Raw genomic sequence first — 24,116 nt, forward strand, 5'->3', positions numbered from 1 at the left:
ACCCCACTGGCTGAAATTTGCCAGTGGGGATTTATTTTTACTTATGATTATTGTGGCCTTTTCCTTTATCGTGACCTTTTCCCTTATCGTGGCCCTTGCCTTTATCGTGACCTTTTCCCTTATCGTGGCCCTTGCCTTTATCGTGACCTTTTCCCTTATCGTGGCCCTTGCCTTTTCCTTTTTTACCTTTGCCTTTGTGGTCTTTATCTTTATCCTTATCTTTTCCTTTTCCTGGGTGTTCTTCATCTTCGTCTTCATCCTGCTGGTCAGAACTCAAACTGATTTGAGCAACAATCGGATCATGGTCACTGGCACGTCCGTTTTCTTCAGAAAAATCGGCATTTATATGCACACCATCTATTTGAGATTTTTCTTCCAAATAATTACTTACCAAAATATGATCCAACGTTTGGGAATTGCCTTGATAAATATAAGAGTATCGCTCTTCTTGAGGAAGGTTCTCTATCAAGTTAGCAAGTTCATCACCTTTTAACGCCTCTAGAGGATTAGAGAATTCGAAATCATTCAGATCTCCCATGACGACAACATTTGCATCTTCTACTGTGCTTTCAGCCTCTTGTACAAAATCATTCAAAACTTCGGCTTGCTGGATTCTCTGAGACTCGCTTCCCAGTTCGACTGGTTGACTAGCTCCAAATAAAGCATCGTCTCCCCCTTTAGAGTTAAAGTGGTTGTTGACTAGAATGAACGTTTCTCCGTTAAATTCAAACTCTGCTGCCAAAGATTTTCTTGAATCTTCAAAAGCCTCATTTAAAGGATCAATACGACCAGGATTATGCGATAATCCATCTTCTGTTACTTCAACCGCTGTTGCCGCATCACCTTTTGGTTTGTCAGTAAGCGATACACGTTCCGGGTTATAGATATACCCTACACGTATGTTCCCCCCTGGCTGACCGCCATCCACTTTATCTTCAGGCGCGATATCTGTATATTCATAAGCCGGTCCACCTGCTGCTTCAATGGAATCGATAATAGCTTCATAACTTTGATCAGCTTCCACTGTCCCATCATCGGTTGGTCCATTATTATCTTGTACTTCTACAAGTCCTATGATATCAGGTGCATTCATGTTAATAGCAATCTGTTCTCCGATACGTTCTGCTTTTTCCGCATCTGTTTCAGCTGAAAAATTCTCCATATTATACGTTCCTACAGATAACTCATCTTCAGTTCCTTCCAGTTCTGTCACTTGAGGTTCAGTGTCTCCATCATTAAGCTCAGGAAATTCTGACGTTGGGCGAATTTTGTAATTACTATAATCATAGCTGACTACTCCTGTGGCAGTGCCATCCAGTCGATCGCCAGTGACAGCATCCAGACCCAGACCGTCGACATCAAATAAAATCCGCTCGGGATTATAGTCTTCCGGGGAAATCAAAAGACCTTCTGCCTGTGTTTTCTGTTGGTTCTCACTCGTTTGAGTGTAAATTGAAAGCTCATCATAATTAATCGGTCCAGAAACCGTCCCGTCTTCTACACTAATGAGCATCCCTTCCAGACTTTCATAAAAATCCAGTCCATCTTCTTCTGGATCAAAAGATTCCATTTCATCATTTTCTATAATTTCCGTCGGCTGTTCTCGATCTTTACCGATTACGACAGGATCAGGAAGTTCTTGGTCAGATTCTTTCACTTGTACATCCGAAGCTGTGATTTGAGTTGTCAGTAAATCATCAGCATCGCTATAACCTTCTTCTCTATACTCTGTAACTTCGCCGTCAACATCTACTGCATCACCTACTTGCGCTTCTCCCGAACGGTCATAGACGTAAATCCCTTCTGAAGTAGCGATATCATCATCAGGATTAGTAGATTGCATATAGAAACCGCTGGAACCATCTAGTTTTGTAACGACGCCGGGCACACCTTCTACAACTTCACCTTCATATGGAGAGGTGTGAGCGGCACCCTGAATATCATGGATGTCAACTTCATCTACAGGAGTCAACACACTGTATTCGAAAGTGGAAACTGGACTTATCTCTCCATTTTCCCGTACCGCTGCTGCCTTTATAGTAGTATCTTCATTGATTGTGATAGGTTCGTTATATTGCTGACTGTTTTCATTTGGTTCTGATCCATCAGTCGTATAATGAATAACGGCATTCGGTTCAGCCGTATTCAGTTCTACTTCATTTCCGGACACTATCGAACCCGATCCTGGCTGCGCCGTCACAGCAAAAATTACTTCGACTACATCCTGTGCATCTCTTGGCACAAGCTTGTACTCATCAAAGCTGAAATTGACAACACCGGAGATTCGTTCATACGTCTCCCCTATTTCTAGTAAACTTTCATCCTCGGGAGTTATGACGAATTCACCGCTTTCATCTTCGACAGTAAAATCACCATAGCTGTTTTTTGATAAGACTTTTACATCTTCTACTTTTACATACTCCGCTTCGATGCCTTCACCTCTATCAGCAGCAAACTGCTCTGATGTGACAAGCTCAGGTTCGGGCACTCCTGCTCCCTCATCTGTTATCTCAATATTCCCTGAAGAAGATAATATTTGCTGCATACCATAATAATCGGAAAATTCTCCTGCAGCCGTGATACGGTCTCCAACATCAGCTGGGTTCCCTGGTACTCTTATGATAATCCCCGCTGATTCATCTTGAATATACAGATTGGTCTGTCCGCCTGTTTCATAAGAAGCTGTAACGATACCCTCTACTTTGACAGTGGCACCTGCCTCAGCTCCTCTGGCTTCTTCAATTGTCTGAAGTTCTACAGGTTCTGTCTCCGGCATATCATAGCTGCCAAGATAATCAAATGTGTTAGGTGCGTATGAATCCCACTCTTCATCCGCAGAAAATGCGTCTTCAGGATTTGTATCCCCACTTTGGACATTTTGATTTCTAACGAGCGTCACGTCACTTCCAAAGGAAGCCTCACTCCCGATTTGACCAATTGAATCTATGACCTCATCATTTTTTTTCAAAACTAAAGGATCATTTCCATTAAAATTGATAGCTGAGTTATTGGTAGCATCTGTTACGTCCAGAATCTCCTGGTCCGCCCTGCTGTTAGCAGCTACAAACACATCTCCGCTTTCTAAGGTACCTTCCATTGCAAACGAACCGGTCGTTTCCATAGAGCCATTACCGTAAAGTTCAATTTCGTACTCAGACAAATCAATAGCATCATCTGTTCCATTGTAAATTTCTACAGCTTTGTTATAACTGCTGCCTTCTATGTATTCAGAAAAGAATAATTCTTCAGCTTCGCCTGTCTCAGCTTCAGCCTTTGAAGGCGAAGCACCTGCGGTAAGCGGGCTTAAAGCTAAAACAGCCACCATGCTTTTAATGATTGTTTTCTTTTTGTACATTTAACTCCTCCTAGTAATATTTAGTAATTACTATAAAAGTATAAAAGAAAATTACTAAATAAATATTCAAAATTTGTAAATTTTCAAAAAACACTCCTTATGGCACACCCTCGCCTAATGATATAGCACTATAATCTGAGTCATTAGTAACAAAACATAATAATAGCTTTTAATAATGGTTAAGATTAAAATAATGGTGAGGTGATATAAATGAAGATTGAAGTTTGGTCTGACTATGTATGTCCATTCTGTTATATTGGTAAGCGGAAGCTAGAACAAGCACTTGAACAGCTATCGTTAAAAGAGAAAGCTGAGATTACCTATAAAAGTTTTGAATTAGATCCTGAAGCTAAAAAAAATACAGGCATGTCAATAAATGAAAAGCTTGCTTCTAAATACGGACGAAGTCTACAGGAAGCGGAAGAAATGACAAAAAATATGACCCAGCAAGCAGCCGAAGTTGGTCTTAATTTTCAATTCGACAAAATGATTCCCACTAATACCTTTGATGCTCACAGGATTGCAAAGCTGGCAGAGCAAAACGGAGTGGAGAAAGAACTGACTGAACAGCTGTTTCAAGCAGTTTTCACTTATGGCATCGATATCGGTGACCGTGAAGAGTTAGTGAAAGTTGCATCTCAAAGTGGTTTAAGTGAAGAGAATGTTCTTGAAGTTCTGGAAAGCGGAGATTTCAGTCAGGAAGTGCGTTCCGAAGAATCCGAAGCCTATGAAATTGGAGTTCAGGGTGTCCCTTTCTTTGTAATTAATCGAAAATATGCGATATCCGGAGCTCAGCCGACTGAAGTATTCGTCCAAAGTTTACAAAAAGTAATGGAAGAAGAAAAATCGGTTTCAAGCTTCCAATCACTAACTTCTGAAAGAGGAGCTTCCTGTACAGATGAAAGCTGCTAAGTCCACGACTAAGTTCTTTTTAAAGCTGTCCCCCGCTGAACAGGGACAGCTTTATTATTTTACCGTATCCTAGCTCTGCTTTTTCGGTGCACCTTGCGAGCAGGAGCTATATCAAATAATCGCTTTTCGTCTTCAATTTCATGCTCGGGGTACAGGCTTAGGTCTGCCTCTTTCATCCACAGTTAAATTTAAAAACTCCGCTCCCTATTCAGGAACGGAGCCGACAGTATACTTGCCTCAATTCTTTATAATTTTACTCTCGAAAGGCTGCAACTTTTCTCCATCGAAATTCTGTACTTCTTCACTATGATTCATTATAAAAGAATACACTTCTTCACCTAGTTCCCTCTGGTAAACTTCTACTTTTTCAGGAGAGTCAACGTACTTAATCTGATTAGATTCTACAAGCTGTCTTGCGAGAACAAGAAGTGGCTCTTCGCTTATACCTCCTCCAATATAATAGACAGTTCCTCTCCCGAAAGCATTTTTAGTTACTGCAGCATATTGATTATAGAAGAAATCCGTATACTCGTATAATACCTCAGCCCCTTCGGAAACAAGCAAATCCCTCCAGACCGAAATTTCTGCGTTAATATTTGAAAAATCTCCCTTACCTCTCACCTTCAATTGGTGATTGCTTGTAAGCGATTCAATTTCTTCTATACGTGCCCCTATTAAAGATCGGACAGGTCCGGGAAGCGGTTCTCCTAAACGAATATTGTTGTTTTTGTCTTTAAGTCCAGCTCTAAAGGAAAATATGACGGTCCCGCCCCGCTCAGTAAAGTCTTTCAACCTCTCAGCTAATCGATCATCGAGAACCTGCATAACTGGCACCAGAACAATTTTATAATCAGCAAAATCACGGTCTGATGGCAGAACATCAATTTTCGTATTCAATTGATAAAAGGGACGATACAACCTTAATAATTCATCATTAAAGTCGAAATCTTTGCTTTGAATTTGCCCTTTCCATGACCAAATATTGTCATAATCATACAAAACAGCGACCTCAGATTGAATAGGTGATTCGAGTAAGGCCTCATGATTAGTAATTTCTTCGAAAAGAGTCTGCACCTCTTTATACTTGCGTCCATATACATTGTCATGATCAACGATTCCATAGCAGAACTGTTCCGCTCCTTTTGTCATACCCCTCCATCTGAAATAAAGCATATCGGAGCATCCATGAGCAAACGCTTGATAAGACCACATTTTCGCTTGTCCCGGTCTTGGGAGATAACCAATTACATCGTGACCTTGAGCACCCATCAGTTCTTCTACTATCCAATAATTCTTTTGAAGCAGACCACGATTGAAGTCATGGGTCATGGCAATAGCTTCTGGGGAAATTGGTTCTTCAAGTCCGCCCCAGACTGGATAGTTGTCATAAGAAACAAAGTCCATCTCTTTGACATTTTCCGCATGATCAAAAGATTTATCGAAAAAACCACCTGATACGTTGGTCGTCACTTCCTGATGCTTCCCTTTCTCCTCACGAACTATTGACGTCATTTCATGAGTGAAAGTGTTTACGGAATGTGAACGGAAACGGGCCCATTCCAGCTTCAAGCTAGGATTATGAGTAGTTACGGTGACTTTTGGGATAGGGATTTCTTCAAATCCGTTATACGTCTGCCCCCAAAAAATCGTTCCCCACATTTCGTTTAAAGATTCGATCGTGTCGTATTTGTTCTTTAAAAATGACTGAAATTTGTCCTGACATTTGCTGCAATAACACTGGTCACTGCCTTCATGCCCAAATTCGTTGTCTACCTGCCAGGAGATGATTGAAGACTCTTCGCTGAAGTGGCGTACAAGCTTCCGAGTTATTTTCCCAGCGTACTCGCGGTATATATCAGAATTGAAACAATATTGTCTCCGTCCTCCAAAAACCCGAACTTGCCCATCTTGTTCCTCAGATAAAATGGAAGGGTGCTTGGATGCTAACCAGGCCGGAAATGTGGCAGTCGGTGTCCCAAACATTACACTCATTCCATTTTTCTTAAGTTCGGCAATAACTTTTTCAAAGTAAGAAAAGTCGAACTCGCCTTCTTCCGGTTCCATCAAATGCCAGGCGAATTCACCTATTCTTACAATATTTGCACCCAGCCCTTTAATCCCTTGAATATCTTCTTTAAGCATAGACTCAGGCCAGTGTTCAGGATAATAATCCACTCCTAGATAAGCCATGTACACTCCTCCTCAACTCACAGATGTTCAATAAATGTTCTAAACGCTTGAGCGCCTTTTGGATCACGCTTGAAAACTCCAGCATGCTCAAGTACAGTCGAAAATGATTTTCCTATCTCTTCTTTAAATACTGCATGAATGGTAGCTTCTGATAAATTTTTATGTTTTTGCAAGACTTCCCTTGCCCACGGCACATGCTTAGCTGTCCGTTCGTCTTTCTCTGCTTTATTCAACTCACCGGTTAAAGTGTACTCAGCGAGAGCTTGCATTTCCTCTACTAGTCGTCCTGGCAGCACGGCCAGTCCCATCACTTCAATTAGTCCGATATTTTCTTTCTTTATATGATGAACTTCCTCATGAGGATGGAAAATTCCAAGTGGATGCTCTTCGTCAGTCCGATTATTGCGAAGAACGAGATCCAGCTCAAATTCTCCATCTCTTACTCTGGCAATGGGAGTAATGGTATTATGCGGATTCCCGTTCGTAGAATGATAGATATCCACTGATTCATCACTATACTGTTTCCAAGATTCCAATATATGTTCACCAAGTTCAGCCAGCCTGTTTCTGTCTCCACCCCGAAGTCTCAGCACAGACATCGGCCATTTCACGATACCCACTTTAACATCTTCAAATTGATTGAGATTGAAGGTTTCTTCCACAGGGGCCTTTGCCATCGGAAAGTCGTGTTTTCCCCCTTGAAAATGATCGTGACTCAAAATCGATCCACCCACGATCGGAAGATCCGCATTCGATCCAACGAAATAGTGAGGAAGCTGTTCGGTAAACTCAAGAAGGCGTTCGAAACCTGCCCTTGAAATTTTCATTGGACGGTGCTCTCTTGAAAGAACAATTGCGTGCTCTTCATAGTAAACATAAGGAGAATACTGTAAATACCATTGTTCTTCAGTTAAATTCATTGGAATGATGCGGTGATTATCCCGAGCTGGGTGGTCCAAACGCCCAGCGTAGCCGACGTTCTCTTTACATAATAAACATTCAGGATAGCTAGACTTCTGAGCTTTTTTAGAAGCAGCAATAGCTTTCGGATCTTTCTCCGGTTTTGAAAGGTTAATAGTGATTTCAAGGTTTCCATACTCGGTAGGACTATACCAATGCATATTTTTGGCGATCCGATCTGTACGGATATAATGCACGTCTTTGGAAAACTGGTAAAAGTATTTGGTGGCAGCTTCTGCTCCTTTTTGTTCATAAGTTCGGTAAAAGTTCTTGATTACTTCCGATGGGTTTGGGGTGAGGATATCCATGACTTTCGGATCAAATAAATCACGTTCTGTCACGGAATCCCCATCTATCATGCCGCTCTCATGGGCGTACATAAGTAGCTGCTCAAGTATTTCTACTGGTGTTTCTGGAATATTTCCATCAAATTCAATTCTAGAAGCTTCACCATCTAATGAAAATAAATGAAACAATGAGTTTCTTACGTAATCTATATCCCAAACAGAAATCAACTTCTTTTGTAAACCATAGTTGATCAATCGGTCAATATTGTTATAAACAGTCACCTTCAACTCCCCCTTTTTATTCATGATAGCCTTCAGGGTGATTCTTGAACCAGTCCCAAGCGTGAGTGATGATGGTTTCTATATCTGGATAGCGAGGAGCCCAACCAAGTTCCTGAGCTGCTTTTTCAGAAGAAGCGACAAGCTGGGCTGGATCTCCTGCTCTTCTTGGAGCTACTTCAGCGGGGATTTTGTGCTTAGTAACTTTTCTTGCGGCATCGATTACTTCCTTCACTGTAAACCCCTGGCCGTTCCCTAAATTGTAAATGCCGCTTCCGGAGTCTCCCTCTAAACGATCGATAGCTAATAGGTGAGCATCTACAAGGTCGTTTACATGGATATAGTCTCTGACGCACGTCCCGTCTTTTGTATCGTAATCGTCTCCAAAGATCATGATCTTCTCTCTCTTCCCAAGGGGGACTTGCAAAATGAGTGGAATCAAATGAGTTTCAGGGCGATGATCTTCGCCGATTCGGCTTTTCGGGTCTGCACCTGCCACATTAAAGTAACGCAGGATAACATGTTGAATACCGTGGGCCTGCTCAGCCCATTTCAACATTTTTTCTACAGCTAGTTTAGTTTCCCCGTAAGGATTGGTCGGGTTCGTCAAATCGCTTTCTTGAATAGGAATTTGCTCAGGCTCTCCATAGGCAGCTGCTGTCGAAGAGAAAACAATTTTTTTCACCTCATGGTTGGCCATCGTCCGCAATAAAGAAATGGCTCCCCCCATATTATTATCGTAATACTTCAACGGGTCCTCCACACTTTCACCTACAAGAGAGTCTGCAGCAAAGTGTATAACGGCATCGATCGATTCTTTTTCAAACACTTCATTCAAAAATGTTTCGTTTCGTAAGTCTCCCTCATAAAAGGCTGCTTCTTTAAAAACTGACTGGCTATGACCGGTCTGAAGGTTATCAACGACAACCACATCCTTCTCCTGCTCGATCAGCTTAACGACGGCGTGACTGCCTATAAAGCCAGCACCGCCACAAACTAAAATACTCATCGGATGTCCTCCTCTTCTTTCATTTTTTTAGCACCGTCACCAACTTCTACAGTGTAAAAATCAGCCTCTAAATCAGTAACTTCCCTATATGCTTTACCAACTCTCTCCGTGAAAGCCTGTATTTCATCTTCTTTTACAATACTGATTGTACACCCTCCGAATCCAGCGCCTGTCATCCTTGACCCGATAGCACCTTCTCGCCAGGCTGCTTCTACAAGAGCATCCAGCTCCGTCCCCGTCACTTCATAATCATCACGCAAAGATATGTGTGACTCATTCATTAATTGGCCGAAAGCTTTCATATCACCTTTTTCAAGAAGATCAACTGCGGAAATCGTTCTATTATTTTCATAGACAGCGTGTTTAGCCCTTCTTCTTATGACAGGATCTTCAATCAAATGACTGTGCATTTCGAATTGTTCATTCGTTACATCGCCAAGAGCTTGGATATCCATTTCCTTCTGTAATAAGGAAAGAGCTTTCTCACACTCTTGTCGACGTTCATTATACTTGGAGTCAGCCAGTCCTCTTCGTTTGTTGGTATTTGCAATAACTAAACGCAGGCCAGACATCTTTAAAGGTACGTGCTTGTAGTCCAGAGAATCGCAATCAAGGATGACCGCATGATCTTTCTTGCCTGCTGCTATTGCGAATTGATCCATAATTCCGCAATTAACACCTACAAATTCATTTTCTGCTTTTTGGGCTAGTTGAACCATCGTTATCATATCAACTGGGAGATTAAACAGCGATTTTAAAAAGACAGCTGTCAAGATTTCAATCGAGGCAGAAGACGAAAGACCAGCTCCATTAGGTATATTACCGTAGTAAACTACATCAAAGCCTGTTTCTAAGGAAAAGCCCTCCTTTTGCAACACTTCTGTTACACCTATTGGATAATTCGCCCAATCACGAGACTTATCATATTTCAATTGATGGAGATCAGCTTCAATCACCCCCAGATCTGGAAAATTGAGAGAATACAAACGAAGCTTTGTGTCGTTCCTCTTTCTAGCTAAAGCGTATGTGCCCACACTTAAAGCACACGGAAATACATTGCCGCCATTATAGTCCGTATGTTCTCCAATCAAATTAACACGGCCTGGCGCAAAAAAAGATTTCGGTTCTTCCCCTTGATCCATGAACTCCTGAAAGGCTTGTTTCAATTGATCCATATCCATTTCCCTCTGCCCCTTTCTATACTATCTATTTCTTCATTACAAGTGATCTATAGTAACTTGAAGAAAACTTAATAAAATTATTTAATTAACTAATGTAAATGTAGCATAGTTATCCATGAAAAGAAAGACTTTATTTAAATGAAATAGAACAACAACTTACTTACTATAGCTCAATAAATTCTTCACTGCTCCGTGATCATTTTAAAATATGAAGGATTTAACCTCCTCCCCCTTTATAAATTTATTTAATTAACTATTATGGTATGATGGAGGATAAAGTTAGTATATTGGAGGAGTATGAATGAACAAAAAATACACCCGAGGCAGCTTCAAATTGATGAAGTCGATGAATCGATCGATAATCCTGAACATGATCCGTGAAGAAGGGCCTTTATCTCGAGCAGATATCGCTAAATATACGCGTCTGACTCCTCCCACCGTCAGCAATATCGTCAAAGAACTGATTGAAGCTGACTTCGTGATCGAGACCACTCAAGGAGCTTCAAAAGGCGGAAGAAAGCCTACTTTACTAGAAATTAATGCCGACCATTTTTATATAATAGGAATTGATGTAGGCCGTTATAAAATGAATTTGGTAGTGACGAATTTATTTGGACAATTAAAAGATTCAGCAGAACTTGAAATAAAAGATAACCCTACAAGCGAAGAAATTATAAATACATTACAACAAGGCATACATCAAACTATCGAATGCGGAAGTTTACCGCCTGACAAATTTATAGGCATTGGCATAGGTATGCATGGTATCGTCGATACGACCAATGGGGTTTCTCTGTTTGCCCCTTCTTTCGGCCTTCACAACATTCCTATTAAGGAGAGGTTAGAAAAGGAATTCAACATGATTGTTAAAGTTGAAAATGATGCCCGAACGATGACTCTAGGGGAATCCTGGTTCGGAAATGGAAATGAAGCTGACAACCTTGTAGGAGTCAATGTTGGGCACGGAATAGGTGCAGGGGTGATGATAAATGGGCGGCTTTTTCATGGAGAAAATAGTTTAGCGGGTGAAATTGGACATGTAACCATTGATTTATCCGGGCCTAAATGTACTTGCGGGAATTATGGGTGCCTTCAGGCATTAGCAGGCGGACCAGCCATTGCTGAACGAGCAGCTAAGGAATTGAAGTTAGGAAAATCCTCATTAATTCGGGAACTCGTCGATGACCAATTGGAACGAGTTGACGGGGCAATCGTTTATGATGCTGCTAAGCAGGGAGATGTATTCAGCATTGAACTCCTCCACCAGACAGGCCGATATTTGGGAGTTGGACTTACCAACCTGATTCACACTTTGAACCCTAAAAAAATCATTATTGGCGGCGGAGTCTCGAAAGCCGGCCAATTTCTAATGAAGGGGATTGAAGAAACAATTATGTCTCGAGGTCTAACTGATCAAGGGAGAGAAACCGTGATTGTACCTTCTATGCTTGGTGAGCAAGCATCAGCAATTGGTGCTTGTGTACTCATTCTAGAGGAATTTTTTTCTCAAAAATAATAGGTGCATTCTCATTTTTGAGAATGCACCTTTTCATTTATTCATCTGCTCAGTTAAAACTGCGTGTTAATTTATTACACATAAGCTCCGGAAGACTCAGTTTCGAGACATCATGAGACTTTAGGGGTCCGGGAAACGGATCGCTTTCCGGGGGACGGGCGCTGAGCCTCCTCGAGCTTCGCTCTCCGGGGTCTCACCTGTCCCGCTCCTCCCCCAGGAGTCTCACCGTTTCCCTCCGCCCCTCTGCCATATAAGTATCTCGAAACCGCTTCAACAAAAGCAGACATTTCTGTTAGTACACAGATTCTCGGTCCAAGTATCTCAGGCTGCATAACCTTGCAATAAAGCTCTATAATTTGAAAGAACAGAGGCATGAAAAACACTTCTTCTGAGTAAAAGCGTTTTTTATCGCTTACTTCGCACGGAGGAATTGGAACTGCGATGCTACTTTTTAAATGCGAAAGCGCTTCGTTCAGCGGCGTATGAACTGGAATGAGCTGCCAGAGATAAAGGAAACAAGAAGCCCGTAGTGATTCGATCTTGACTTACAAAAATCGTTAGTCGCTAATCGCTAGAGCTTGGAATACGCAGCTTTGATGAGTGATCAGAAGTCTTTTCCAGTGTCAGAGTGTTCGTTAATTCTGTTAAGAAAATTCTAGTAAAAATGAACCTTTACTTCTTATACTTCTTTACATTATTTTCAAACAAGAGATAATGAATAGAGAACGTATTCCATTCCATGAGAAAGGGGCCGTATAATTGATATCTTCCCAATTTCAGGCAGATCCATTTGGAAAAAACACATCGCCAGGTACCCCTGGCCAATGGTATGAAGGTTCACTCCCGCCCATTGAAAATGAAAAGAAATCGCCCGTAGTTTTTATACACGGATTAAATAGTTCTTCTTCCATTTGGTGGGAAGAAAATGATATGTACGCCATTGCTTATGCACATGGTATTAAAACGGCTTTTATCGACCTGTATCCGGCTAAAGATATGTGGGAAAATGGAGAGCTCCTTACCCGCAAGCTTAAAGAAATTCATCAGCACTTTGAAGAAAAACTGGTCGTGGTCGCCCATAGCAAAGGGGGCATTGACACTCAAGCTGCACTTGTCCATTTTGGAGCATACAGATATGTTCACCGCTTGATTGCTCTTTCTTCTCCTTATCAAGGCGCTCAATTAGCTGACTTAGCGTATAGCACTTGGGCAGGCTGGCTCGCAGGAATTATCGGCAGTAAAAATGAAGCCACCTACTCGTTGCAGACAGGGTATATGAAATATTTCCAAGAAGAAACGGACGATCATCCTTATGTTTTGAAAACTCCTATATATACGCTGGCAGGGAAAGGATGGGGCACCTTTGGCTCTCCCTTATACTGGGGTGGAGTGTATTTAAAGAGTTACGGTCAAAATGATGGAGCGGTGACCGTAGAGAGCTCAAGGCTCCGTTATTCAAAGGAATTAAACGTAGGAGATTGGAACCATTTTGAAATTCAGCAAGGCAGTTTTATTTTTGAAATAATAGATGAATATTTATATAAATTTGATGATCGGATAAGCGACGAGATCCATATCTTTGAAGATAATGCATTACTACCAGCTGATACCTTTCTGCGAGGTGGGAGTTATCAGGGTGAAGCTGAAGAGATATTTCATGTAGAAGGTGGAGTGGCTCAACTAGGAGTAAATTGGATGAGTGATCGACGAACTAGTACCATCATCATTACAGCTCCTGATGGTAAAGAGACTTTATTAATGAACATTGCAGATGATGCCTCTACTCTTCTCAAAGGAAGTTACTATCAATTCCTGGAAATAAAGAATCCTATAGAGGGTGAATGGAGAGTAAAGGCTAGTTCTGAAAGAGAAAACTATTTGTTAACCGTCCAGTTCGACAGCCCTCTAAATAACGAAATTAAGCTTGGGTTAGAGAACGATTTGGAAGTAAGTCTCGCCTCATTTGCAACAGGAATAGTAGAATTTAAAGAAATTAAGTCGACTATCAGAACGGAATATTATGAGAATGGAAGACAAATATCCAGGCAAGTTGAGTGGGTCGATGTTAAAAATTCCCCTTCAATAAATCTTTCAGCGCTGGGTGAAGGTGTTTATAATATAACTGTTGATGTAGAAGGAAAAACGTTAAATAACCACCCGTTCAATCGAACGATTGTAACCTCTGTTTATGTTGATGCTAATGGGCGCCTATTAAAATAAACGTTGTTTTTCTTTTAATCGACAGCGTTTTTGTATTCACATGAAATCCGCAGTCAGCAGCAAATATACTTAAGATTTACTAGTCCAGCGGAATATTCCTTTTATTACTAAATAAGCCGCACAAAACGCAAAGAAACCAAGGATACTATAGGCAGCGTCAGCGAATTCCATATTCCCAGCTCCTGTAATCCTCTGTTGGATTTCTACCGCAAAAACGAATACAAGTACCATAGCAAAAGTGAAAAGAAACGAAATAGCTGTAATGCTCCATTTAGAAATCGCGTGAAAAATCAAATCCACAAATAATAAACCAATTACACCAAGGATGCCTATAACCCAAAAATGAAGCTCTTTATCGGTCAACCCCAAACCTAACCTGTCAGATATTTCCCATATAATTTCATGGAACGTATTCACAACCTCAGCTAATAAAAGAATCACTTCTCTCATAATCTCCACCTGGCTTTCTATAAAACTAGATTATATTTTAACATACCTCTGTTTTTTATAGAATTTTCAGGAAATAACTTTTACATTTTACACCTATCCAAGTATAATTAAGTAAATTATAGTTAATTTTCTTAATTGAGGTGGAAGTATGGGGCGGAAGGACAGAAAGCGTTCAAAGAGAAAAAGAGGCCGATGGTGGAAGATATTGCTCGTAGGATTAGGAGCAATCATATTATCTATTGGCGCTTATGGCCTTTATGTATTTAATGATGTTCGTTCAACAGTCAATTCCGAGCTTCACGAAGAAATAGACGCCATTGATAGTGAAGCGGCGAAGGAAAAATTAAATAACAAGAATCCTTTGAACATACTTCTCCTTGGAGTCGATGAAAGGGAAAATGATCGAGGCCGCTCCGACACTATGATTGTCATGACGCTGGATCCTAATAATGAAAAAATGCAGATGGTCAGCATTCCCCGGGATACTGAAGCTGAAATTATCGGTGACGGACGGGTAACAAGGATGAATCACTCCTATGCCTACGGAGGAAGTAACATGACTGTAGATACTATAGAGAACTTTTTAGATATTGAAATCGATTATTATGCAAGAGTCAATATGGAAGGCCTCTCCCAGCTTGTTGATTCTGTTGGTGGGATTACCGTCAATAACACGCGTGCCTTTCAGTACGACGGCTATCAATTTCCTGAAGGAAAAGTCCAGCTTTCAGGAGAAGAAGCTCTCGCTTTTGTAAGAATGAGAAAGGAAGATCCTCAAGGGGATGCCGGACGTAATGAAAGGCAGCGTCAGGTCATCCAGGGTGTAATTAACAAAGGGGCAAGTCTTAATATAGTGAACCAAGTGGGGGATATTATGGAAGTGCTTGGGAACAATGTAAGCACGAACATGGAGTTCAGTGATATGAGGAGGCTCGCCACTAATTACCGGGGTGCGCAGAAAGAAACATCTACTTACCAAATGTCGGGAAGCAGTAAAACGAGCTCTGGAATGTACTTGATTGAAATGTCACAAGAAGAAATTGAAAAAACGCATAAAATGATTACTAATTTCGGATCATAAAAAGCTCGCACTTGCAAAAGTGCGAGCTTTTCGTTGTTTACGAGTAGGGAAAAAATCGGAATCATTTACATGAGCGAAAAAAACACCTGCGACCAGAAATAAAGGAAACAAGTGCTTAGTCATTTAACGATATATTTGACTCTTTATTTAATTGGTTGAGTAAATGGTCAAGTTCTCGAGAGAACTTCAAAACCTGAGTACCGTAAGGATTGTCCCCATATGAATTGTACATTTTTAAACGAAGCTGTTCGATCTGTTCTTCTAATTCTTGAATTTTACTCAAGTTTGTACCCCCTTATTGAAATTGAGGTTCTACTATAATGAACATTATAACAGAATTTGTAGAATATTGTAGACAGTTTGATTGTAAAGTTTTTGTGAATTAACGGCTTTTCCCACTCGGTTTGATGATCTCCATATCAATTGATTGTACTACCTATAACTCCTTTATCATACACTGAATTATACATGCAACTCTCGCTTTTTGTTCTCTACCGATTGTAAAAAGAATTCAGCAACCAAGGAGGTTAGAATAATGGGAGTTTTACTCTATTTAATTGTAGGCGGAATAGTCGGATGGCTCGCTCAAGTATTGTTAGGTCGCGGCGTTCCATTCGGTATTATCGGTAATATTATTGCAGGCATTGCCGGCGCCTGGATCGGCGGGGAACTTCTCGGACACATTGGACCTGAAGCAGCTGGGATAGCCATATTCCCTGCCCTTTTAGGAGCCATAGTATTTGTCTTTATCGTCAGTCTGATTATGAGGAATACTAAAAAGTAAAACTACTTACTATCACTCACAACTTTCGTGAGTGATTTTTTTATTATAGGAAGTGTTGGATTGGGTGAATAACCATGCCCTGGTAAATTGTTAAAGGGAAAACACTCCCTTCAGAGAACTAGAAAATATTTTTCCTCCTGCTGCTCTGGAGATACAGGATATTAGAGGGGCTTACTCTTCTTTTAATGATGACTATTTAGTTATTGAACATCCATTAAATCTCAAGTTTGAGATTTTTTTGAAAGGGTATCTAGTGAATACAGCTTAATTTGTCTTATATTGTAAAAAACAAATTCCTCTATATTCACTTCATTTTTAACTACTCTTTCATTCAGAAAGCTGTATGTCGTGTGACCCCGCTGTCTGTCAATTCAAACTACCTTGAACCCATGTAAATTAAGGAGGAGAATGTATGACCACAAATAACCGTGCTGTTGCTTACACGGGAAATGGTGATGTCACTGTAAAAGATATTGACTTTCCAGAATTAGTTTTACGGGACGGGCCTGGGGTCAACCCAGCTAACGTAGGAAGAAAGTGTGAACACGGGGTAATATTAAAGGTTGTATCCACTAATATCTGTGGAAGTGACCAGCACATGGTACGCGGCAGGACGACAGCTCCCGAGGGCTTAGTGCTGGGGCATGAAATTACCGGTGAGGTGATAGAGACAGGTCGTGATGTAGAATTTGTCAAAAATGGCGATTTAGTTTCTGTTCCTTTTAACATTGCCTGCGGAAGATGTGTGAACTGTATTGAGGGTAAAACACATATTTGTTTGAACGTGAACCCCGATCGTCCAGGATCGGCTTATGGGTATGTGGATATGGGGGGCTGGGTCGGTGGTCAAGCAGAATATGTCATGGTTCCCTACGCAGACTTTCAAGTTTTAAAGTTCCCCGATAAGGATGAAGCAATGGAAAAAATGCTCGACTTGACCATGCTTTCTGATATTTTTCCGACAGGCTTCCACGGGGCTTATACGGCAGGAGTAAAAATCGGCTCAACCGTCTATATAGCGGGAGCGGGACCAGTAGGCTTAGCAGCTGCTCACTCTGCTCAGCTTCTTGGAGCCTCTGTTGTTATTGTGGGAGATTTGATTGAGGAACGTCTGGCGCAGGCAAAAAGTTTTGGTTGTGAGACCATTAACATCAGCGAACATGATAATATTACTGAACAAATTGAACAAATTCTCGGTGTCCCAGTTGTAGATTGTGCAGTAGATTGTGTCGGGTTCGAGGCACATGGCCATAGTCATGTAGAAGCCCCGGCTGTCGTACTTAACTCCATAATGGATGTAACAAAAGCAGGCGGTGGTCTCGGTATTCCGGGATTATACGTGACTGAAGATCCAGGAGCATCGGACGAAGATGCCCGTAGAGGCGCCTTAAAGCTCGACTTCGGACTCGGCTGGGCTAAAGCTCAAACCTTCGTAACGGGACAAACCCCCGTTATGCGTTACCACAGAGGATTAATGCAGTCCATCCTTAAAGGAAAAGCAGACATTGCGAAAGCAGTAAACGCCACTGTAATCAGCCTCGAGGACGCGCCTAAGGGATATAAAGAGTTTGACGAAGGAGCTGCTAAGAAATTTGTATTAGATCCTCACCATCTGATTAGAAGCTGATGAAAAAGACCGTTCCAGAATAGCTGGGACGGCCTTTTTTTGCTTTATTAGAATAGACTTTTATTCTCGGAATAAAAATATTCAAATTCACTATATCTCTTCGAAATACTATTAGTACTGACACCATATTTTTCGGCGATATGTTTTTGAGAAACTTCCTTTGCTATATTGAAATGGGAAGAATCCTTATAGAAATACTCCAGAGCAGCGGAAAATACAGCCGGTTTTCTAATAACCGGAGCCCTGTCTTGGTAGTACTTCACCCACATGTCAATCAACTGCCGATAGGAATCAAGATTAGTAAGCGAAGACTCCATAGTTGTCTCTAGTATGGTAAGGACTTCCTTCTCAGAGGAATCGTTTATCTCCTCTTCCTCCTTGAAAATCCACTGGGGCAGCTGCTCTAAGAAGGTACTATGGAAGTACAAGCTTAAAGTAGAAAAGTTAGATTGTACTTTGAAAGACTTCTCTAACGTTTCACGAATCTTTTTATACTGAGTTATTTCAATAGGGACAGCCATAGGTGCGAATTTATAGAAAGATCCCCAATTCAATAGAATACCTGTATAGTATGGAGCAACATTAAAGTCTTCTTCTTTTAATGGAATTCTTTTTCTATCAACTTTATAAGTACCCCCAAAAAGCAGATCCTCTACCTCAATCAGTCCGTTCTCATCTATGTTAATCATTTTGAATATACTGGCTTTTGTCTGCTCCCATGACCTAAGAGTTCTTGCTGTTAGAGACCTTAGAATAGTTCCTTCTCTTTTGTTCAGGAACTGCTGAAAAATCGTAGCCCCGCCCTTTTGAACTTCGAATAAACCTTTATATAACAGTTTTATGAACTGCTCTACTTCTTCTTCCTCAGTAGTCGGCTTTGAACGAGGGAATACATGCGGATACTCTTCATACATGAAATCCTGGAATTGCAAGAAGTATTGATCTAATTCTTCTTCTACTCTCTTTGAAGGAAACTCGATGACGTTTGTCTGTCCATGACATTTTTTGTACTTCTTCCCGCTGCCGCACGGACAAGGATCATTTCTTCCCACTTTAGCCATAACCACTCTCCTCTCAAATAGTATTCTTATAGTTTATTATATACGATTTTAAGGTAAAGGGGAAAAACACTGTTTATACTAAGGAGGCATTACCATTGAAGAAATCAAAAAAAGGAAAGGCTCGCCGAATCTTCGAAAAGCTGAAGGGTAGAGCTGGCAAGATCATTACAAACCCACAGAAAACAAAAGAAGTCATAGATCAGGCTAGGAATAAGTCTTTTAATAATAAGGGGCCTCTTTCTGAAGTTTGGCACGAGCTTCAATTGATGTTCAATATGGTAAGGGATTGGATACGCGGTGATTACAGGAATGCTCCTGTCGGTTCCATTATTGCCATAATCGGAGGCTTATTGTATCTTATTATGCCTTTCGATGCTATACCTGATTTCATACCTGTGGCTGGTCTTATAGACGACGTCTATATTCTTAATCTAGTAATTAAACAAGTACGTGCAGACTTGAACGATTATAAGGTATGGGTAGGAGAAGAAAATTTAGCGGCTGAATCTTAAAGCTATAAACGAAAAGCTGTCCCTGTTAAGGGGACAGCTTTTCATTTGATTGGATTCATTGATAGAACTTATACAGCGCCTGCGTACCACTATTCTCTTCACCAGCTTCTGAAACCTGTTCATACATATGTTTGGCTAGTTTCAATCCAGGCAGATCAAGTTCCATGTTCTCTGCAGAGTCTATGGCAATTTTCATATCCTTTATAAAATGCTTAATAAAAAAACCTGGTGAAAAATCGCGCTTGATAACACGAGGAATCAAATGATCCAAAGACCAGCTTCCAGCCGCTCCTCCGCTTATACTTTTCAGCACGGTATCTGGATCCAAGCCGGACTTTTCAGCATATACGAGCGCTTCTGTAACCCCGACCATCGTGGATGCAATAGCTATTTGATTACTCATCTTTGTAAATTGGCCTGCACCCGCAGGACCTTGCAGCACATAATTGCTTCCTAAAGTTTCAAAGATAGGAAGCATTTTTTCGAACGTCTCCTTTTCTCCCCCGGCCATGATCGAAAGCGTCCCCTTTTGTGCTCCGATGTCACCTCCAGAAACAGGTGCATCCATCGCGCACGAGTGGTTAGATTGAGCTTCTGCAGCAATACGCTTTGCTAAATCGGGTGAAGAAGTCGTCATGTCGATCAAGATGGATTGAGAGCGTATATTATGCAGTAGACCATCGTCTCCAAAATAGACTTCCTCTACGTCTTCTGGATAACCTACCATAGTAAGAATCACATCAGAGCTTGTTGCTATTTCAGCCACGCTTGACTTCCAGGTCGCGCCATTTTCCAAAAGCTCTTCCGCTTTTTCACGTGTTCGCGTGTAAATATGTACGGGGTAACCTTCATTCAGTAATCGGCTCGCCATACTCTTCCCCATGACTCCTGTACCGATGAATCCGAGCACGGGTTTATCTTTTTTATTCAATATTAAGTCCCTCCCAGATACTTCTTTCTCATAATATAACATAAAAATCATTTTCTAAACCCATGAAGAAAGCTGCCTCAATTGATCATATCCATCAATTTGAGGCAGCTTCTCTATTCATTAGCTGGGAGCATATTCATTGATTTTTTCACGAGTGTTTTCAATCTCAGATTCAGGGACATTCAGATAATAGATATCATCTATATACGTATCTTCCCCTTTCATCTGGTAAGTCTCCATATCATGACGGGCACTCCGATAATTGGTGGCTAAGTTTTTCATATCATCAAAATTCATATTAGTAGCCGCATTATCACCAAGCACATTCATAATGTCATCGATTTTACTGCCTACATTAACACTTGCGCCTTGATTGATTGTGCCCTGGATAACATCACGCTGTCGATCGTTACGTCCGGCATCACCTTCTGGATCGTCCTTTCTCATGCGTACATAAGCAAGTGCCTCTTCTCCATCCAGCGTAAGTTCTCCTTCATCAAAATTTTCGCCGCCCTGAGAGAAGGCTTGATCGTTCGTAACCTCAATCCCCCCAACAGCATCAACCATTTGAGAAAGGCCTTCCATATTCATACGAACATAATAATCCAAATCGATATCAAGAAAATCTTCTACCGTATTCACTGACATATCACTGCCGCCGTAAGCATAGGAATGGTTTATTTTGTCCGTCATTCCCTCGCCTGCAATTTCCGTGCGACTATCCCTTGGAATACTGACCATTTGCATGCGATCATTGGCCGGATCAAGAGACAATACAATCATAGTGTCAGCTCGTCCAGAATCATTTTCCCGTTCATCCACACCTAGTAATAAAACGTTAATTGGCTCTTCATCCTTAACTTTTTCTTTCGTCTCATCATTATCTATACCACTGACTTCTTCATGAATCTCGTCGTCTACTGTCGTTTTGACATTATTAAAAACAGAGTAGAGATAGGCTGCCCCGCTTCCTGCTAATAATAAAACAACAGAAATAGTGACGAGAAGCCAAGTCTTTTTCTTCTTTTTTCTTTTATTAATTCGTCTTGAAGCCATAAGAACCCCCTACTTTTTAACTATTCAATAAAACATACACCATTAATACTTAACATAAATGTACTGTAATTTCAAAGTTCATCTGTGATGAACCATGTATACAACATGTATAAAATGCTTAAATTAAAAGCCAAACTTGTAAGATAATGCATTTGTCACTATATATATGATACCTTATAATTTAGTATATAATTCTGAATACTTTTTTTAAAAAAACTCGAAATGAGGTGAAAAGTTGGACTATACTATCTCCCCATTAGGTGACCAGGCCATTGTGTTGACAATAAGTAAAGAGATTAATGAAGAAGCCCAGCGTAAGGTCCAAGTACTATCTAAGCAGCTCGACGAACAGCAGCCTGACTGGATGATCGAATATATCCCTGCTTTTACGACAGTGACCATTTTCTACAGTCCGACAATGTTAGCCCAAGAGGACGTGCTGCCCTATCAAGCAGCAGAAATGGAAATAGAGCAACTCATGTCCAGCATCACTATAGAGACGGCCGGTGAGCCGAGGACTATCGAAATTCCAGTTTGCTACGGAGGAGACTTTGGCCCAGACCTTGAATTTGTTGCTGAACACAATTCACTTAGTACAGACGAAGTTATAGACATTCATAGCTCTGGAGATTATTCCGTCTATATGATTGGATTCGCACCAGGATTTCCTTTTATAGGGGGCATGTCGAAAAAAATTGCTGCTCCCCGCAGAGATTCCCCTCGATTAACGATTCCAGAACGTTCAGTAGGGATTGCAGGAATGCAAACAGGAGTGTATCCGATAGAAACTCCTGGAGGCTGGCAGTTGATTGGTAGAACGCCTAAGAAGCTCTTTACACCTGAAGCGGACACCCCTAGTCTCCTCCGAGCTGGAGATAAAATAAAATTTAAGCAGATCAGTGAAGAAGAGTATATAAACTGGGAGGAGCATTCTGATGATTAAAATTCTGAAAGACGGACTGTTGACGACGATTCAGGATCTTGGCAGGACAGGTTATCAGAAGTATGGAGTCATTGTAAGTGGAAGCATGGACACTTACGCTCATCGTCTCGCTAACCTTCTAGTCGGCAATGAGGAAGAAGAAGCACTCCTAGAAGCAACACTGCTCGGACCCGTGATCGAATTCAAAAAAGATACAGTGATTTCCATTTGCGGAGGTGACTTGTCTCCCGACATCAATGGGAAAAAAGTAGGCATGTGGAAGGCGATCTTTGTAAAGTCAGGAGCTGTTTTAAAGTTCGGTAAGCCTAAGACCGGCTGCCGCGCTTATATCGCATTTGCAGGCGGTTTGGATATTTCTAAAGTTATGGAAAGCCGTTCCACTTACATACGCGCCCAAATTGGAGGATACAAAGGAAGGCCTCTGCAATCAGAGGATGTCATTCCTTTACGAAGGTCCTCTGCTGATCATTCACAGTCACAGGCAAGTACAGAAGATTTACTTTTTAATGAAACAGATTGGACTATTGCTTCAGATATGATTCCGAACTATACCTCACGTCCAGTCATTTCATTAATTAAAGGACCTCAGTTTGAATGGTTCAAAGAAGAAAGCCAGAAAGCATTATACTCTGAATCTTTCAAAATCTCCTCTCAATCCGATCGGATGGGCTATCGATTGGAGGGGGCATCGCTTTTCTTGAAAGCCAAAAAGGAACTGATTTCTGAAGCCGTAGCATTCGGGTCGATTCAGGTTCCACCGGATGGTAATCCAATTATATTATTAGCTGACCGACAAACGACCGGTGGCTACCCAAAGATAGGACAAGTCGCAAGTGTAGACCTGCCTGTTCTATGTCAAACCAAACCAGGAGAGCAGCTTTCCTTTAAAGAAGTCTCTCTCGAAGAAGCACAGCAAGCTTATTTAGAGCAAGAACACTCCATCCAATTATTGAAACGTTCTATTTCATTAAAAATAAAGGAGGCATTTTCATGAGTTATTCAGTGGATATCAACTGCGACATGGGAGAAAGCTTTGGTACTTATGAAATGGGAAGAGATGAAGAAATACTTGATTTTGTCACTTCAGCTAATATTGCCTGCGGATTTCATGCAGGAGACCCCGCCACTATGAGAAAAACAGTAAAATTAGCGATAGAAAAAGGAGTCGGCCTCGGTGTCCATCCCGGCTTACAAGATCTTGTCGGGTTTGGCCGCAGAAATATGAGTATTTCTCCAAAAGAAGCATATGACCTTGTCGTTTACCAAATCGGGGCATTGAATGGTTTTGTTAAAGCAGAAGGCGCACGGCTTCAGCATGTAAAACCTCACGGCGCTCTCTTTAATATGGCTGCTAAAGATGCATCTTTAGCAGAAGGAATCGCTGAAGCAGTCTACGATGTAGATTCCCAACTTATCTTATTTGGACTTTCCGGAAGTGAACTTGTGAACGCCGGCAAGAAAGTCGGGTTAAAGACAGCCAATGAGGTCTTCTCCGACAGGACTTATCAATACGATGGATCTTTAACGGCACGAACAGAATCTAATGCTCTCATCACTGATTCAAATGAAGCGATCCAACAGGTTGTACGTATGATAAAAGAAAGCAAAGTAAAAACTATACAGGGAGAAGACCTGTCCATTTTGGCTGAAACCATTTGTATTCATGGGGATGGCGTTCATGCCCTGGATTTTGCCAAAAACATTTCATCTACTTTAAACGAAGCTGGAATTGAAGTGAAAAAAATCAGTACCATACTATAAC

20 protein-coding genes are annotated in these 24,116 nt (G+C 41.1%); 10 read left to right on the forward strand and 10 right to left on the reverse strand.

What is annotated here, in order from left to right:
• Positions 1-37 precede the first annotated feature (37 nt).
• Complete coding sequence (locus LF817_RS09045; protein ID WP_253935472.1) at positions 38-3,355, reverse strand: FN3 associated domain-containing protein; 3,318 nt, start codon at positions 3,353-3,355, stop codon at positions 38-40.
• 210 nt (positions 3,356-3,565) lie between these two features.
• Between LF817_RS09045 and LF817_RS09050 the strand changes: the two genes are divergently transcribed.
• Positions 3,566-4,267 carry a DsbA family oxidoreductase gene (locus LF817_RS09050; RefSeq protein ID WP_253935473.1) on the forward strand — a complete coding sequence of 234 codons (702 nt, stop codon included), beginning with the start codon at positions 3,566-3,568 and terminating at the stop codon, positions 4,265-4,267.
• Between the two features lie 237 nt (positions 4,268-4,504).
• On the opposite strand, the gene LF817_RS09055 is transcribed toward LF817_RS09050, so the two are convergent.
• Genes LF817_RS09055 through LF817_RS09070 form a run of 4 tightly spaced genes read right to left on the reverse strand, consistent with a single transcriptional unit; the run spans position 4,505 to position 10,173 of the window.
• Positions 4,505-6,457 (reverse strand): beta-galactosidase, encoded by a 1,953-nt coding sequence (locus LF817_RS09055; protein WP_253935474.1) that lies wholly within the window; start codon positions 6,455-6,457, stop codon positions 4,505-4,507.
• 17 nt (positions 6,458-6,474) lie between these two features.
• Entirely contained in the window at positions 6,475-7,986 is a 1,512-nt protein-coding gene (gene galT, locus LF817_RS09060) for a UDP-glucose--hexose-1-phosphate uridylyltransferase (RefSeq protein WP_253935475.1), read from the reverse strand.
• 16 nt (positions 7,987-8,002) lie between these two features.
• Complete coding sequence (galE, locus tag LF817_RS09065) at positions 8,003-8,992, reverse strand: UDP-glucose 4-epimerase GalE (protein WP_253935476.1); 990 nt, start codon at positions 8,990-8,992, stop codon at positions 8,003-8,005.
• The gene (locus LF817_RS09070; protein ID WP_371925023.1) at positions 8,989-10,173 is read right to left on the reverse strand and encodes a galactokinase; all 1,185 of its coding nucleotides are present in this window, start codon (positions 10,171-10,173) and stop codon (positions 8,989-8,991) included. Before LF817_RS09070 ends, galE begins: the two co-directional genes overlap by 4 nt.
• A 301-nt stretch (positions 10,174-10,474) precedes the next feature.
• On the opposite strand from LF817_RS09070, the gene LF817_RS09075 reads away from it, so the two are divergent.
• Complete coding sequence (locus tag LF817_RS09075; RefSeq protein WP_253935477.1) at positions 10,475-11,689, forward strand: ROK family transcriptional regulator; 1,215 nt, start codon at positions 10,475-10,477, stop codon at positions 11,687-11,689.
• 759 nt (positions 11,690-12,448) lie between these two features.
• The gene (locus LF817_RS09080; protein WP_253935478.1) at positions 12,449-13,909 is read left to right on the forward strand and encodes an esterase/lipase family protein; all 1,461 of its coding nucleotides are present in this window, start codon (positions 12,449-12,451) and stop codon (positions 13,907-13,909) included.
• 69 nt (positions 13,910-13,978) lie between these two features.
• Here the strand turns inward: LF817_RS09080 and LF817_RS09085 are convergent, their stop codons facing one another.
• Positions 13,979-14,359: a hypothetical protein gene (locus LF817_RS09085; protein ID WP_253935479.1), complete on the reverse strand. Its 381-nt coding sequence runs from the start codon at positions 14,357-14,359 to the stop codon at positions 13,979-13,981.
• 205 nt (positions 14,360-14,564) lie between these two features.
• Here LF817_RS09085 and LF817_RS09090 point away from each other — a divergent pair, with 205 nt between their 5' ends.
• Positions 14,565-15,440 carry an LCP family glycopolymer transferase gene (locus LF817_RS09090; protein WP_371925024.1) on the forward strand — a complete coding sequence of 292 codons (876 nt, stop codon included), beginning with the start codon at positions 14,565-14,567 and terminating at the stop codon, positions 15,438-15,440.
• 115 nt (positions 15,441-15,555) lie between these two features.
• On the opposite strand, the gene LF817_RS09095 is transcribed toward LF817_RS09090, so the two are convergent.
• The gene (locus tag LF817_RS09095) at positions 15,556-15,723 is read right to left on the reverse strand and encodes an aspartyl-phosphate phosphatase Spo0E family protein (RefSeq protein ID WP_253935481.1); all 168 of its coding nucleotides are present in this window, start codon (positions 15,721-15,723) and stop codon (positions 15,556-15,558) included.
• A gap of 252 nt (positions 15,724-15,975) precedes the next feature.
• On the opposite strand from LF817_RS09095, the gene LF817_RS09100 reads away from it, so the two are divergent.
• Both LF817_RS09100 and fdhA read left to right on the forward strand, forming a co-directional pair.
• The gene (locus tag LF817_RS09100) at positions 15,976-16,224 is read left to right on the forward strand and encodes a GlsB/YeaQ/YmgE family stress response membrane protein (RefSeq protein ID WP_253935482.1); all 249 of its coding nucleotides are present in this window, start codon (positions 15,976-15,978) and stop codon (positions 16,222-16,224) included.
• Positions 16,225-16,636: 412 nt separating this feature from the next.
• Positions 16,637-17,851 carry a formaldehyde dehydrogenase, glutathione-independent gene (fdhA, locus tag LF817_RS09105; protein ID WP_253935483.1) on the forward strand — a complete coding sequence of 405 codons (1,215 nt, stop codon included), beginning with the start codon at positions 16,637-16,639 and terminating at the stop codon, positions 17,849-17,851.
• A gap of 47 nt (positions 17,852-17,898) precedes the next feature.
• Here fdhA and LF817_RS09110 read toward each other — a convergent pair whose 3' ends face one another.
• Positions 17,899-18,912 (reverse strand): YecA family protein, encoded by a 1,014-nt coding sequence (locus LF817_RS09110; protein ID WP_253935484.1) that lies wholly within the window; start codon positions 18,910-18,912, stop codon positions 17,899-17,901.
• Between the two features lie 95 nt (positions 18,913-19,007).
• On the opposite strand from LF817_RS09110, the gene LF817_RS09115 reads away from it, so the two are divergent.
• Positions 19,008-19,424: a YkvA family protein gene (locus LF817_RS09115; RefSeq protein ID WP_253935485.1), complete on the forward strand. Its 417-nt coding sequence runs from the start codon at positions 19,008-19,010 to the stop codon at positions 19,422-19,424.
• A 55-nt stretch (positions 19,425-19,479) separates the two neighbouring features.
• Here LF817_RS09115 and LF817_RS09120 read toward each other — a convergent pair whose 3' ends face one another.
• Positions 19,480-20,397, reverse strand: coding sequence for an NAD(P)-dependent oxidoreductase (locus tag LF817_RS09120; protein ID WP_371925026.1), 918 nt, complete (start codon positions 20,395-20,397; stop codon positions 19,480-19,482).
• A gap of 78 nt (positions 20,398-20,475) precedes the next feature.
• Positions 20,476-21,411, reverse strand: coding sequence for an LCP family glycopolymer transferase (locus tag LF817_RS09125; protein WP_253935486.1), 936 nt, complete (start codon positions 21,409-21,411; stop codon positions 20,476-20,478).
• A gap of 235 nt (positions 21,412-21,646) precedes the next feature.
• Between LF817_RS09125 and pxpB the strand changes: the two genes are divergently transcribed.
• Genes pxpB through LF817_RS09140 form a run of 3 tightly spaced genes read left to right on the forward strand, consistent with a single transcriptional unit; the run spans position 21,647 to position 24,115 of the window.
• Positions 21,647-22,354: a 5-oxoprolinase subunit PxpB gene (gene pxpB / locus LF817_RS09130; protein WP_253935487.1), complete on the forward strand. Its 708-nt coding sequence runs from the start codon at positions 21,647-21,649 to the stop codon at positions 22,352-22,354.
• Complete coding sequence (locus LF817_RS09135; protein ID WP_256558247.1) at positions 22,347-23,348, forward strand: 5-oxoprolinase subunit C family protein; 1,002 nt, start codon at positions 22,347-22,349, stop codon at positions 23,346-23,348. The genes pxpB and LF817_RS09135 overlap by 8 nt, the downstream gene beginning before the upstream one ends.
• Positions 23,345-24,115, forward strand: a complete 771-nt coding sequence (locus tag LF817_RS09140; protein ID WP_253935488.1) for a LamB/YcsF family protein — start codon at positions 23,345-23,347, stop codon at positions 24,113-24,115. Before LF817_RS09135 ends, LF817_RS09140 begins: the two co-directional genes overlap by 4 nt.
• Position 24,116: the final 1 nt, after the last annotated feature.

This window comes from Halobacillus sp. A1, from assembly GCF_024189295.1.
Lineage (GTDB): Bacteria > Bacillota > Bacilli > Bacillales > Halobacillaceae > Halobacillus_A.